This is a genomic window from Pseudomonas sp. Q1 (assembly GCF_009935975.1).
GTDB classification, from domain to species: Bacteria; Pseudomonadota; Gammaproteobacteria; order Pseudomonadales; family Pseudomonadaceae; genus Aquipseudomonas; species Aquipseudomonas palleroniana.
In genome coordinates this window covers 168,765-181,142 of the sequence record NZ_QODI01000002.1, presented here as the reverse complement: position 1 = coordinate 181,142, position 12,378 = coordinate 168,765, and the positions used below count along the sequence as shown (strand labels likewise).

At 59.7% G+C, this 12,378-nt stretch carries 20 protein-coding genes; 1 reads left to right on the top strand and 19 read right to left on the bottom strand.

Features of this window, described 5'->3' with window-relative positions:
• Window position 1: 1 nt before the first annotated feature.
• The 14 genes from DK870_RS03800 to DK870_RS03735 form a co-directional block, all read right to left on the bottom strand.
• Window positions 2–274, bottom strand: coding sequence for a DUF1799 domain-containing protein (locus tag DK870_RS03800; protein ID WP_161547982.1), 273 nt, complete (start codon window positions 272–274; stop codon window positions 2–4).
• 47 nt (window positions 275–321) lie between these two features.
• A complete protein-coding gene (locus DK870_RS03795) occupies window positions 322–702 on the bottom strand; it encodes a phage tail assembly chaperone (protein WP_053256732.1) in 381 nt (126 codons plus the stop codon).
• Between the two features lie 3 nt (window positions 703–705).
• Window positions 706–1,362, bottom strand: coding sequence for a phage tail protein (locus DK870_RS03790; RefSeq protein ID WP_161547981.1), 657 nt, complete (start codon window positions 1,360–1,362; stop codon window positions 706–708).
• Between the two features lie 72 nt (window positions 1,363–1,434).
• A complete protein-coding gene (locus tag DK870_RS03785; RefSeq protein WP_161547980.1) occupies window positions 1,435–1,851 on the bottom strand; it encodes a phage tail terminator-like protein in 417 nt (138 codons plus the stop codon).
• On the bottom strand, window positions 1,848–2,504 hold the full coding sequence (locus DK870_RS03780; RefSeq protein ID WP_161547979.1) for a hypothetical protein: 657 nt from the start codon (window positions 2,502–2,504) through the stop codon (window positions 1,848–1,850). The genes DK870_RS03785 and DK870_RS03780 overlap by 4 nt, the downstream gene beginning before the upstream one ends.
• Entirely contained in the window at window positions 2,501–2,872 is a 372-nt protein-coding gene (locus DK870_RS03775; protein WP_161547978.1) for a hypothetical protein, read from the bottom strand. The genes DK870_RS03780 and DK870_RS03775 overlap by 4 nt, the downstream gene beginning before the upstream one ends.
• A 17-nt stretch (window positions 2,873–2,889) precedes the next feature.
• Complete coding sequence (locus DK870_RS03770; protein WP_161547977.1) at window positions 2,890–3,393, bottom strand: DnaT-like ssDNA-binding protein; 504 nt, start codon at window positions 3,391–3,393, stop codon at window positions 2,890–2,892.
• Between the two features lie 3 nt (window positions 3,394–3,396).
• Window positions 3,397–3,699, bottom strand: coding sequence for a HeH/LEM domain-containing protein (locus DK870_RS03765; RefSeq protein ID WP_161547976.1), 303 nt, complete (start codon window positions 3,697–3,699; stop codon window positions 3,397–3,399).
• A 53-nt stretch (window positions 3,700–3,752) separates the two neighbouring features.
• On the bottom strand, window positions 3,753–4,721 hold the full coding sequence (locus DK870_RS03760; RefSeq protein WP_161547975.1) for a major capsid protein: 969 nt from the start codon (window positions 4,719–4,721) through the stop codon (window positions 3,753–3,755).
• Window positions 4,722–4,732: 11 nt separating this feature from the next.
• Entirely contained in the window at window positions 4,733–5,440 is a 708-nt protein-coding gene (locus tag DK870_RS03755) for a hypothetical protein (protein WP_161547974.1), read from the bottom strand.
• 469 nt (window positions 5,441–5,909) lie between these two features.
• Window positions 5,910–7,001: a minor capsid protein gene (locus tag DK870_RS03750; protein WP_161547973.1), complete on the bottom strand. Its 1,092-nt coding sequence runs from the start codon at window positions 6,999–7,001 to the stop codon at window positions 5,910–5,912.
• Window positions 6,976–8,436: a DUF4055 domain-containing protein gene (locus DK870_RS03745; protein ID WP_161547972.1), complete on the bottom strand. Its 1,461-nt coding sequence runs from the start codon at window positions 8,434–8,436 to the stop codon at window positions 6,976–6,978. Before DK870_RS03745 ends, DK870_RS03750 begins: the two co-directional genes overlap by 26 nt.
• Window positions 8,436–9,923 carry a terminase gene (locus tag DK870_RS03740; RefSeq protein WP_161547971.1) on the bottom strand — a complete coding sequence of 496 codons (1,488 nt, stop codon included), beginning with the start codon at window positions 9,921–9,923 and terminating at the stop codon, window positions 8,436–8,438. Before DK870_RS03740 ends, DK870_RS03745 begins: the two co-directional genes overlap by 1 nt.
• A 1-nt stretch (window position 9,924) precedes the next feature.
• Window positions 9,925–10,524: a hypothetical protein gene (locus DK870_RS03735; protein WP_161547970.1), complete on the bottom strand. Its 600-nt coding sequence runs from the start codon at window positions 10,522–10,524 to the stop codon at window positions 9,925–9,927.
• A 76-nt stretch (window positions 10,525–10,600) separates the two neighbouring features.
• Between DK870_RS03735 and DK870_RS03730 the strand changes: the two genes are divergently transcribed.
• Entirely contained in the window at window positions 10,601–10,927 is a 327-nt protein-coding gene (locus DK870_RS03730; RefSeq protein ID WP_161547969.1) for a hypothetical protein, read from the top strand.
• A 30-nt stretch (window positions 10,928–10,957) separates the two neighbouring features.
• Here DK870_RS03730 and DK870_RS03725 read toward each other — a convergent pair whose 3' ends face one another.
• From DK870_RS03725 to DK870_RS03705, 5 genes are read right to left on the bottom strand one after another with little or no spacing between them, the layout of a single operon-like run.
• Window positions 10,958–11,212 carry a hypothetical protein gene (locus tag DK870_RS03725; RefSeq protein WP_161547968.1) on the bottom strand — a complete coding sequence of 85 codons (255 nt, stop codon included), beginning with the start codon at window positions 11,210–11,212 and terminating at the stop codon, window positions 10,958–10,960.
• Window positions 11,209–11,400, bottom strand: coding sequence for a hypothetical protein (locus DK870_RS03720; RefSeq protein WP_161547967.1), 192 nt, complete (start codon window positions 11,398–11,400; stop codon window positions 11,209–11,211). The genes DK870_RS03725 and DK870_RS03720 overlap by 4 nt, the downstream gene beginning before the upstream one ends.
• Window positions 11,400–11,630, bottom strand: a complete 231-nt coding sequence (locus DK870_RS03715) for a hypothetical protein (protein WP_161547966.1) — start codon at window positions 11,628–11,630, stop codon at window positions 11,400–11,402. Before DK870_RS03715 ends, DK870_RS03720 begins: the two co-directional genes overlap by 1 nt.
• 57 nt (window positions 11,631–11,687) lie before the next feature.
• The gene (locus DK870_RS03710; RefSeq protein ID WP_028616732.1) at window positions 11,688–12,032 is read right to left on the bottom strand and encodes a hypothetical protein; all 345 of its coding nucleotides are present in this window, start codon (window positions 12,030–12,032) and stop codon (window positions 11,688–11,690) included.
• Window positions 12,029–12,367, bottom strand: coding sequence for an MFS transporter (locus DK870_RS03705; protein ID WP_161547965.1), 339 nt, complete (start codon window positions 12,365–12,367; stop codon window positions 12,029–12,031). Before DK870_RS03705 ends, DK870_RS03710 begins: the two co-directional genes overlap by 4 nt.
• Between the last annotated feature and the right edge of the window lie 11 nt (window positions 12,368–12,378).

Genomic DNA, 12,378 nt, shown 5'->3' with positions numbered 1-12,378 from the left:
GTTACGGGCTGTTTTCCCTTTCCTCCGCCATGACGCGCAGGGCTTCGCCTTCCAGCACCTGAAGGTCAGGGAAGATTTCAGCGAGTTTCTTTTTCTTGATACCGAGGAAGCCGGCCACGTCGCGGATGCAGTTGTAGTCGAGACCGATCGCGCCGCCGGCGCCCGCCCGCCACTGAGTCGACATCCGGTTGAACAGGAAGAACGCCGGCCAGTTGCAGGGCCATACCTCGGTCACCTCTTCAAGGTCACCCGGGGAAAGCCCAAACAGACCCATCAGTTCAGCAGGTGCCGCCGGCGCGTAGAGTGCGCGGGCGGCGTCTGTCAGTTTCCCAGGCGGGCCTGGCTGAATGCGTTCTGGTAGGCGTTCACAACTGCCTCAGCAGCGCCCTGGCAGGACTTCACCAATGCCAGGATGCTCTTATCGTCGAACTTGTCATCGAAGCCCCAGCCGACCACCAGGTCCTTGATCTGCTGAGCTTGCTGCTCAGTGTCAGCGGCTACGATTTCGGAAAGCGTAGGCTTATCGCCGAGGGCGGCCTGTGCCTCGTCGCGCTTCAGGGTCCATTCATCGAACAAGGCGGCAAGCCCTGGACGATCCCGATACTTGAAGGTGAACTCGATCTTCTCGGGCTCGCCCCCAACGATAGGGATCGACACGAAGGCCTTGAACGTCGGGTTCTGGGCGATTCTGATCTTTGCCATGGGTTATGCCACCGCAGTCAGGTAACGGGTCGGTTCGCCCTGCAGCGCCAGGTTCACGGTCCGGGTCAGCAAGTTGCTGCGAGACACAGTCGGCTGGTTGGAGAACGAGGTGAAGGCGCCGTAGAACAGCGTGTCGTTGCCCGGCAGGTTCAGGCGCGCAGCCTGAATGGTCTGGCTGGCATCAGCGGCGCGAAGGATGGCGTTGAACGCCTGGCCCGGGTCATCTGCAATGGTCAGCGCCAAACTGGCCGCCGCTTTGTCGGTTGGCATCTGGCGGCCTTGCTTATCTTCCAGGAACACCACGTCCAGATAGTTCTGGGTGCCGCCGGCGAAAGCGACATCGGTGATTTGCGGAATCTGTACCCAGGTCAGCACCTTCTTCAGCGAGCCGATGCCGGAGCCGGCTGGGTAAATCTGTAGGTCAGTGGTGTCGATGCCTTCGAGGGTGATGGCGGTCGCAGTGGCCGCCTTCACGCGCACAACCCGGTTGCCCAGGCGAGTCCAGCCGGAAGTGACAATCACGATGTCGCCAGCGGACAATGTGCCGCCAGTTACAGTGGCCACGGCCTCAGCCGCGTTGCTCAGCGCCGTAAACGGGATGTCCGGGCCATAGGTGGCACCGTGCTGGAAGGTGCCGCCGTCCGGAATCTTGTAGCCCATGGGTATTTCCTCTTTGCAGATATGAAAAAACCCGCTCAATGGCGGGTTCGTGGGTTTGCCCAATGGGCGGGATCAGTTCGTGTCGGCTCGGTACAAGAACGAGACCGGTACGGTGTAGCTGGAATCGCCGGTGATGCCAGGTCCTGGGTCGACCGGGGACATGGTCACCACGGTGACCGGGCCCTTCGTGTCCCTAGCGTATAGCGGGAACAGATCGGCCAGGTCAGCCACTACAGGGTTCGTCTTGGTCTTACCCGTGTCCGCCGGTGCGATGATGCTCACTTGGAACACGCCGGTGAACAGCCGGTGATCACCGCCGAGCGTGTTGCTCGCGGTGTCGCCCGGGATAGTGAAGGCCCGCAGGTAGGTCTCGCCTGCTGCCGGCGTGTAGGCCGTGTTCTCGAAAACGATCTTAAGCTTCTCCGACCTGGCAGCGTTCCAGGCGATGAGCTTTGCCTCGTAGATCGAAGCGATGGTTGCGTGACTCATACCTTGTTGTTCCTGATGGCCTCCAGCACGATCTGCTGAAAGCGAGCCACGGTTACCCTCACCATACCGCCGGGGGCCTGGGTGGAATGGCCGAACTCCAGCGGGATTGCATAGGGCAAGTTGTTGATGATGTAGACCATCTGGCCGGCGGTGAAGTCACTCATCGCGGCAACCATTGCAGCAGTGGTTTCAGCGCCGCTCGGGTCAACCTCATCAAAGGTGACGCTCTCTACCACGCCAAGCGATATGTGCCAGTTCGCCCGGAACCGCCCACCGACGTAGTCCCTGCCAGCGACCAAGCCGTTCACATTGAAGTTCTGGTCGCGCTCGGTCTTTGTCAGGGGCTTGGCGTACTTCACACCCTTTCGCAGTTTGCCGGCTTTGGTGAAGTTCGATTCGTTGAGGTTGATGAGCGTATTGCGGACCGCGACCTTGAAGTCATAGTCGTCGGCCGCCCGGGTGTTCACCTCACGGTGAGCGACGTTTGCGGCCCAGATCTCCGGGTTACCCACGGGAGACATCCGTATCAGGCTGCTGCCGACCTCGATGATGATCTCTCGCACACTCGCGTCGATGGCTTCACCCGTCTGAGCGGCGAACTCGGCCAGGCTGAGCGCAAAACTGCCGGACTGTCCGGCGCCTGCCCGGCTCATGACCGCACCTGCAACTCATACAGGATCGGCGTACCGGCAGGGTTGACCTCTTTCAGAGGCGGCACGATTGACCAGGTGCGGCCTTGGGCGACCACCTTGTCGAGCAGACCAGGCACCCAGGCCAATCCCTGCGCGGCGATCTTGAGCTTCTTGTCGCCCTGCCTGATGAGGCTGTTGTTCTGGAATTCCAAGCCGGTGAAGTCGAGCAGGATGCCCTGGGCGATCTGCTCGATGGTTACGCCAGGCGCTTCCCCGCCCGTCTCCGGGTCGTACTCGCCCGGCTCAGTCTTGCTGATGGTCACGGGCTGGCCGAACTCTGTGATCATATCCAGAGCCATCACGGCCATTTCGTCGTAGAAGGTGGCCATGGTGGTCTCCGTTGCAGCTATGCGCGGATCGCGAACAGCCCGCGCTTTTGTAGGTAGTCGGCAAACTGGGTAGCGCTCGGTCGATCCGGAGCCGCCGGCAGCAGTCGGTTGCTGGTGGACGGGATCGAAGCGTACTGTCGCGTTACTGCCCCCTCAACACGATCCAGCAACACAGCACCTTTGCGCTTCTCCACCGGGTCGATATCGTCCTGATGAATTTCAGCGGCCAAGGCCATCTGTCCGTACTGGATCCGCGCCGGCAGGTAGTTGTCTGGCTTGATCTGGCAGTCCAGCTCAACACCGCGGCGCGGCCAGGCCAACGCCTGCTCGCTGCTCATCTTGCGGCCTTTCCAGGTCTTTCCATCCATCGCCAAGGCAGCCCGGCGCAGCAAAGCTTCCTGCTCAGGCACGCCCGCCGGGATGACCGTGCCGAATTTCACGGCATACAGGGCCAGGTCATCGGCGCTCGCGTAGCTTTCGGCGTCAGACTTTCCGGTGCCGTCCTCGATGATGAGTGCCATGAGTTATTCCGCAGGAATGAGTTTTACAAGGTCGGCTTTGGGCGCCTTCGGGTCGAACTCAACACCCTGAGCGGTCAGCCATTCGCGCAATTCTGCCACACCCAACTTCGCTGGACTGGTTTCGGCGCCGTCGTCTGCATGCTCGGCCTTTAGCTTGGCCTTGGGCGGGCTTTCGGCTTCATTGTCACGGCTTTCGGTCACGTTCGCATCGATGATGCGCAGGCCTGCCTTCTTGGCCAATGCCTTCACATCATCTTCATAACGGTGGAATGGGCCTGGAAGGTACCAGATGTTTTTATCAGTCATCGCTGCTACTCCGCTGCGCCAGGGCTTTCAGCCCCGGAGCAGTCATTGAAGGGTTACTTGGAGGCGTCACCGATCAGAGCCACACCGGCGGTGTGCTTGATGCTGGTGGCGGTCTTGTCCCAGTTGGTACCGGTACCCAGCTCGGCGTCGGTTGGCGATGCCCCGCCGGCGGCGGTATCCCAGGTGTAACCCTTCAGACCCAGGCCGAAGGTGTAATCCACCTGAATGGTGGTCTCGATGCGGGCCTTGCCGTTGTCGGTAGACACGTTCGAGATGATGTCGCGGTTGTCGTGGACCAGCGCCGATCCGGTGGACAGGCCGAGGATGATCTCCTTGTCCGGGGTGCCGGCCTGCAACAGCGCAGGGGCGTCGGTTACTACGGACACTTTACCCAGGATGTCGACGACGCGAACGTTGCCCGCGACGAACAGATTGGTGGAGTTGGCAATGGCCTGGCCGATCAGCTTGTGCCAGGTGCTGCCGCGCATCACTTGGGCCACCAAGTTCTGGCTTGCGTCACCGAACTTCGCGTGTGCGTTGTTCAGGCCGGCCTGGGTAATGCCTGCGGTTGCCGACACATCGTTCACAGCCGCCGCTTGAGCGGTGATCGCAGCTACCAGGGCTGCGATGGCGGTGTTCAGTTGATCCTTCAGCAGAATCTCGGCGAACGCACGGCTGGCAACCTCGATGCCTTGCGCGGTTGGGCGCTGCAACCAGGTCATCTGCGATGGCTCGTAACGAACCGGACCGAAGCCGCCGGCGATCTTCACCGAGGTGTTCTTCAGCTCGGTCAGGTCGGTTGCACCGACTGCGGCGTTGGCCGCGTAACGATCAACACGGCGCTGGGCGGAAGCCAGATTCTGGAAGAACGACTCCTGCAGGTAGTCGCCGGTGAAGCCATTCGGCGACAGGACGATTGCGCCATTGCTGGCCTGGTTGAACGCATCGGTCATCTGATCGAGCGTTTCCAGAGTGGCAGGCATAACGAAGTCGTTGAAGACCTGCATTTGAGACAGAGACATGGGTTATTTCCTTACTTGAGAGGGAGATCCGGGAACCGGCTCGCGATCGCGGCCTGTCGTTCCTCTTTGGTGCCGCCGATTTTTCCTTTTGCGGCCCCGCCGCCACCTCCAGCACCAGCAGCCCCGCCGCCAGATGCCTTACTACCCGCGATCAACGGCGCGAAGGCCGTGTCGTTTGCGAATTCTGCTTTCAGCTCATCCAGCGTTGCCGCCGAGAGCTTGCCCTGCTGGTCGAGGACGACCACAACAGGCTTCCCGTCGCGCTGTTCGACGCTCAGACGGCGTTCGATGTGCGGCAACAGGGCTTTGGCGCTGCCTGGGATTGCCAGAGCGGACGCGATGTCAGTAGCGGTACGTCCAACGGTCAGATCCCGGATCTGAGTGCTTAGCGTCCCACGCTCCTGTTCCAGCATGCCGTTCAGCTCAGCTTCGCGGCGGTTGTACTTCTCGGACCAGGACTTTTCGAGCTCTTCGACGTTGCCGGACTTGCGAGCGGCTTCTTCACGCTCAAGCCGGGCCTGCTCTTCCGCATCCTTGCGAGCTTTCTCGGCGGCTTTCTTCTCGCCGAGCAGCTCATCAACCTTGGCCTTCAGGCCGGAAACATCTTCTGGTTGCGGCAGGCCTTCAATGCCGAGTACGAACTTGCCGTCCTTCTCGGTGTAAAGAGCGCGCACGGCTTCATCTACCCCTTCCAGGGTATCCAGTTGGAATTTCAGCATTGGGTGTCTCCCAGAGACGTAGGTGCAGGCCCTGCCTGCGGGCATAAAAAAACCCCAGCGCTGGCCAGGGTTTGATGTTTATTCAACCTTAAAAATTGATTTGCCGACTAAGCTAGTTGGCTTACGTATGTACTGTGGTAACGATTCTCACATGATCGCCTCGACGTTTTATCCAAAGCAGACGCTCTCCGTTTATCGTTACCGGTCTCCCTGGCACCCAATCGCCCGTAAATACAGAGCCAGTTCCAAAGACCGTGTTTGCGATTTCCGCAAACAGCTCATCCGTGAGCTCATAAACGTTGGTCGTACATTGAGCATAATTTCTTTCTAGCTGATGATCTGTCTCCTTATTGAGACATTCATCAACACGTTCATTTAGCAGCGAAAACTCATACGGCGCAGCCATAAGCCAGATTCCTTGCTTCCATAACCCATACATTGGGCGGACACATCAGATCCTATCGCTCTATCAACCGGCCAATCCAGCCCGTTCGAACGCCAGAGGCTCAAGAGCCTTCATCTGCACGAGGGTCAGAGGTGAAAAGTTGCGATCAAGCTGCAGCTCGGAGAATCGTTCGATGCTCAGGCCGCCTTCTCGGAACAGCTTGGCGCGAACCGGGCCGATAGCCTTGTCCTGAAACGCCGCCGGCTGCTGCTTGAGCCAGTCGTAGTAGCTGAGGTCTGCCCTCACCTGCTGCGCACCGCCGTCGCCTATGGATGCCCGAGTGGCGTCCTTAGCGAACAAGGCGCTGAAGCGCGTCACAGCCACCACTGTCGAGCGACAGTTGATGTGGATCGGCGGCCTCGGCCCTTCAGTCAGCTTGAACCGCTGCTTATCTAGCGTCCGGCACTGGCTGGTGGTCTTCGAATCCAGGGTGCTGACCCACTCCACCGACTGCACGACGTCGGCGTTCTCCTTCAGCGTCTCCATGCGCGCCTGGGTGGCGACGTGCTGCACCGCCGTTCGCACGATGGCGCCGGCGTTGCGGTTCGTCGTAGCCAGGATGCCGTCGTTGTACTGGAGCGCCTTGGTGCCGCGAATATTCTTGATGATCTGGAAGTTCGTCTGGCCTTCGAAGAAGCCCTGCCTGATCGCGCCTGTGAGGCGTTGCCGCTCCGAGGCGGTGAAGCCATCAATGAACGACTTGAGCAGCTTCCCGCCGTCCGCACCGCGCACACTGAGCGGGCTTGTGAGGATCGCCGCCCTGATTGCCGCCGCACCTGGTAACGAGGCATCGAAGGTGACGCCCACCGGCGCCGCCCGGGTCAGGCTGGTCGCTTCAAACTCGGCCTCGTAATTGGCGATATCCACCAAGTCGAGGTTCAGCTTCTCGCTGTACCGGTCGAAGATGCCCAGCAGCAGACTATCAACTTCGCTCAGCAGCCGCTCAAGGCGGGCGACGGTGTAGTCCGTCAGGTCCGCCCGCGTCAGCCGCTCACGAATCGAGCGGTCGATCTCCTTGAGGAAGGGTGCGAACTTCGCCACCTCTCCCGACTTCAATTGCTCCAGGAAGACGGCATGCCGGATGGTGGCGTCAAGGATTGCTTGGTTTGCCGCCATTAGGAATTACCTCGGTGTCGTCCAGGGCCGGCCCGGTGCTTTGCGCTTCCAGCTCATCCCGGATGTCGTCGTCCGTCTTCTCTGGGTTGATCACGCCGCGATCACGCAGGTACTGCCAGAAGTCGCCCTCCGGAAGTTTGCCGCCCTGCACTGCATTGAACAGCGCTGCCAGGATCGTCGCGTCCAGAGTGATCTGGCTGAAATCTTGGTTGAGCTTGTAGACCACCTCGCCGCTAGCGTTCACGAACTCGGCCATCCAGGCCAGGCACTGGCTGTATGCCTCGCTGACGTTGCTCACTACCAGGGAAAGCACGCTGTGTTCGGCTGCACTGTCGTTGTCGGCCTGGGTTGCGGTCTTCACCGCGCTACCGCGTTCGATCAGGCGGGCGCCGAGGGACACCATGTCCTGTTTCTTGGCGTCCATGGCCTCCTTCACAAGCGTGTTCGGCTCGGGCTGAGCAAACCCGCACGATCCGTTGGCCGGGAGCGTCAGCGGCGCCCTGGAGCCGACATAGATGCCGTTGTCTTCAAGATGGTCGCGCCACGCTTCGTCAAGACCAGAGATCCAAAACTGCGGTTGCCCGGAAAACCACACCGAGTCCTCGTAGTCCGCGCTGTTGCAGTAATGGCCGATGTTCAGCACGGCCATGTCGTACAGCGGCGAGTCATCGATGCTTGTGTCGTTGTTCTCGCTGCCGAGAAATTGAAACGGGATCACGCGCCATGGCTGGCCGGCGCCATTGAGCGGAGTGAATGGCGGGATGACCATCGCGGTTTCGCTTGAGCTTTCCTGCCACAGTTCCTGGGTATATACGCCGGCCACGTCCAGGCGCAGCACGCGGTATTGCACGACCTTTTCGCTACCGAAGCCATCATCAGTGTCGACGTCTGCCTCTTCGCGCAGCACCACCAGGCTCAGCAGGTGCTGACCGCCGACCTTGCGGGTCTTCCAGTTCCGGATTGATTCGGCCGGATAGCTCGCAACGTTCGCACGGGCGCGCCCTGCCTGCTCATCTGCCTTGCTCACCGTACCGGCCTGCACCGCGGCATAGTCCACCAGCAAGCCATGCCGGCCGACTTCGAGCAGATGCCCGATGACCGACTGCGACTGCTGGTAAACGCTCACACCCTGCCCGTCGACGTCCGTGGCTACGTAATCAAGCGCACCAGGTACGGTTAACGTTGGCCATGTGCGGAACACGGCACCTACCAAGCTGTGCTTCGTGCGCCCGGTGGCGTTATAGAACACTGCACGCTGCTTGTACGACTTGTACCGCTCAATGTTCTCAGGACTGGTGTCGTGATGGTTGGGCTTGGGCAAATACACATCACCGCGCCCCTTGACCGTCTCGGAGCCCTTGCACACGTCGCGCACCAGCCGCCAACGGGACTGTGCCGCGTCGTATTCCGGGCGGGTGTATGTGACGTCTGCCATTAGCGTGCGAATCCCATTTTGATTGATTTGACCGGCTTCTTTGCGCTCTTGGCGACAGCGAAGTACCGGAATGCATCGGAGCCGTGAGACGTCCAGTCATGCAGCGGCTTGTCTTTCCAGCAGCCCTTCTTGTCGTCCCACTCCTTGCGATAGTTCTCGAGACAAGCAATGCCTTCTTCGCACTTCGATTCGTCGAAGGCGCACTTGGACAGAATTTCGCGGGCCTGCTCGATGCCGTCGTCCACCCCGATCTTCGGGACAACCTGGAACGTCATCCGGTAAACCTGGCCATCGATCTCGTAACCCTCTCGGGCTATGTCCTTGCGCGTCTTCGCATCACTGCCGAACTCACGGTTCTCGATATCGTGCGGCCCCCAATGCTCGGAGTACGTGTAACCCTTGTCCTTGAGCACCTTCATGTAGTGCCGCAGACCTTCGCCTGAGTTCTCGTAGTAATCGATGACGTGGTATTGCTCGCCAACCTGTCGCACAAACCAGATGGCGGTGGAGTCGCTCACACCGATGTCCCAAATGGTCATCACCGGCAGGTGGCTGTTGTCGGGCAGAGAGCCAATGCGCTGAGCTGCATACAGCTTGGTGAACTGCTGCGCGTAGTAGGCGCCCTCGACCGACTGCTGGAAGGCTTCGACAGGAATCGACGGGTATTCCCGCTTCATGTCGTCGCCGAGAGTCTTCTCCTTGGCCGCATACCAGGCACGCTGGCCGTCGTTGGTGACGATCCCGTGCTTGGCGTGCAGTTCGTTGAAGTAGTCGGTCAGGCGCTGCGGCAGCACTACGTCAGCAGAGTCGAGGCTGTAGGCCTTGTTATTCCACCAACTGAAGAAAAAGAACTTCCAGTCCAGCAGGCCCAGTGGCACACCAGCCAGTTGCTGGCGCTCTGCTGACTGACTGTAATCAAAGAAATACCCGGCCCTGCCTTCTGCCGTCGACTCGATGGTGACGAAACACTCAGCAGCGACTGCCTCGAAAGCACCGGTGACGATCTCCCGCGCCTTGTGTGGGAACTTGGCGCAGATCTTCCCGAACTCAGATACGTGCAGGTAGCGCAGCGTCCCGCCCCGGAACGAGGTGGAAACGTAAAGCGAACCGCCCTTGCTGAATACCAGTTCGCCGGCGGCGTCATTCCTCGCCGGGTTCGCAGCGCGCAGCTCTTTCGGCAGGTTGTCGTAGGCGTACTTGACCTTCTCGCGGAAAAGTCGCTTTGCGTCGTTCAGTGTGTGAGCGATCAATGCGCACTTTGCAGCCTCGAACAGCGCTGCATCCAACTGGACGATGCACACTAGCGTCGTAAAGCCCAGCTGGCGAGCTTTCAGGATGATGTTCCGGGTATGCATCCCCTGAAAGTAATCGATCTGCTCCTGCGTCATGCGGAAGCGAACCTTCTTGCCCTGCTTGTCGGTGATGAAATAGAGATTATTCAGTCGCCAGAACCGATCCCGAAGCAGTTTCATGTGCTCGGGTTTCATATCAGGCGTCCTGTGATAATTCGTCCATCATCTTCGAGATCTCGTCGGCGTCGTCCGTCTTCTCCTTCTCGTCCAGGCTGAATGCCTGACGCTCCAGAACCTGCAGGTTCTTCATTGCAGAGGAAAGCTGGAACAGGGTTTTGGAATTGCTGGGTAGCGCGACAGCAGCGAGCATCGAGGCCCGACGCATACCGTTATTGTCCTCGCCAGTGTCGTCGATGATCGCGTCTTCGATCTCTTCGCGGCGCTGGATGGTATTGAGCAGGTCATCCATCAGCAGGTTCGCGAGGTTCGTGGCCTTGCGAATGTCCCGACGGTGGCTGCGAACCACCCGAGCCCCTTCCTCTGCGGCCTCTTCGATGATCTCGGCATCAAGTTCGCAGTTCGCGCCTTGGTCGTTGCGAACCTCTCCGCGAACCAGCTTGCTGCGAACCTCCTTGCGTACCTGGTCAGAAAGGTCTCTCGCCCATCCTTGGACCTTGGCTTTCTTCCTGATTGCGGTGTCGCTCACGCCTTGGCGCTCTGCGATAGTCCTGATGGAAAGCGAACCAGCCCGGTAGGCGCGTTCGATTGCCTCCCAGTCGGGTTGCTTGGTTGTCATGGCTTTTCTCTGATGCTTGAAATAGTGGCGCGTTGCCGGTATTGGTGAAGATCAATCCGTCAGCAAGGAAAGCAACATGGACTTAGCTACTGCAGATGTTGAGGTCTATTCAGATCATGAAACGGTTCGATTGATCGGTGTTCCGTTCACCTTTAACCCAGGCGACCGGACCATTTACACCGGCGCGGACAATTCGAGCGCCGTGGTGCTGCGCGCAGGCTGGCTTGGCCTGAAGACCGAACCATTCAAGGGCTGGCAATCGGCGCACATCATTTCGGTGACCGGTAGCAACGGGGATGATCGCGTGTTCGAGGTGAAACGCAACTTCAACAACCCAGTGCAAGAGGGCGACTGGCTGTGGTTCCAAGCTATGCCCCAGAAAGTAGAACCCTTCCGAAGCTGATCATCAGTGCCGCACTCACCTGCGGCACACCTACCCCTCTGCGTTACCCAGCAGCACATCAATCAACTTCTGCTCACCCAGGCGCATCGCACCGAGGCATTGCAGGTCATCGCAGTTAGGACCTAGGCCGAACACGGTCACCTCTCCCTTCGCGCCGATCAGTGTTAAGGCGCCTACCGTGCATTCGGGATGCTCACCGGCATCAAGGTCATCAGCAATCTTGCGCAGGGTCTTGGCAGCATCGCGCCAGTCTTCCCGCTTGAACTCAAGAACCTTGACGGTCATACGGTCACCATCTGGTGTGTCTGTGCGTGGGCATGGCCGTGGAGCAATCCAACGATAAGACCCTGTGGTAGCCCGGCAGCCTTGGCAGCATCCACAGCATCGGCAATGGCCTTATCGAGAGCGCTCACTGCCGTGTTGATTTCCTGGCTCATCGGTAGCGCGTGGCGCAGGCGGGTGACGTTGCCCATCAGCTGAATGGATCGGCTGGCTTGGCTATCGAGCGCACGAACCACATAAAGCCCTGCTGCAAGTTGGTCTTGGCCAACGCCAACAGGCGCGGGTCCACACCTTCAATCTGGCCAATCTGCTTGAACAGTTCGCCGGTGTCGGCTTCCAGCGCCTTGATGGAGTTCATCCCGTCGATTTCAGACTGGATGAGGTCGCGGTAGCCGGTAATTTTCTTGTGCTGGTTGTCCATGGGTGATTCCTCATGATTGCGCGCCACGATTTGGCGCATTCGAAAACGTGGCGCGGATTACTTGCCCCGGCGCTCGACACCGCCAGGCGCCTTGTCACAGTGCAGGCAGTGCTCGCAGTTCAGCGTCCGGCACAGCCAGACCTTCACCCGCTGCCAGTAAGTGACCATGAAGATGTGGCGAGCACCAGCCAGGGCCAAGGACACATGCAGCGTCAGTCCAGCACTGGTCGGGCCGAAGAAGATGTTCTGGCTGCGCGCCATAACGACGAAACCGCTGATGGCGATCGTCGAGTAGATCAGCTTCCCGAGGATGCCGTCCCTCACCTTCCCGCTCAGTACGCACCAGGCTGCCCACAGCGCGATAAGTCCGCAGGCGATGGAGTTGATCAGTTCAAGATTCATGGTGGATTGCCTCCCCCGAACCGCTGGCGAATGAGCGCCCAGAGGTCAGCGGATTTGATGGCTCGATTGATGGCCGCCAGGAGCGAGCCGCCGAATGCACCCAGCAGGAAGCCGATGCCGGCGACGATCTTTGGCTCAGTAACACCCAAGTAGGTGCTGACCATGCTCGTCAGGTAAATCGAGCAGGCCATGCCGGTGATGAGGAAGATCATCCAGGCACGCCAGTCTTTCAAGTCGTCCTTGTGCCACCAGCTGGCGATCACGGCGCCGACCAGTCCTGCGATCAGCAATTCGAACCTGTCGATCTTGTCGAGCAGGCGCTGTAGATACTCCATGCGCTCGACTC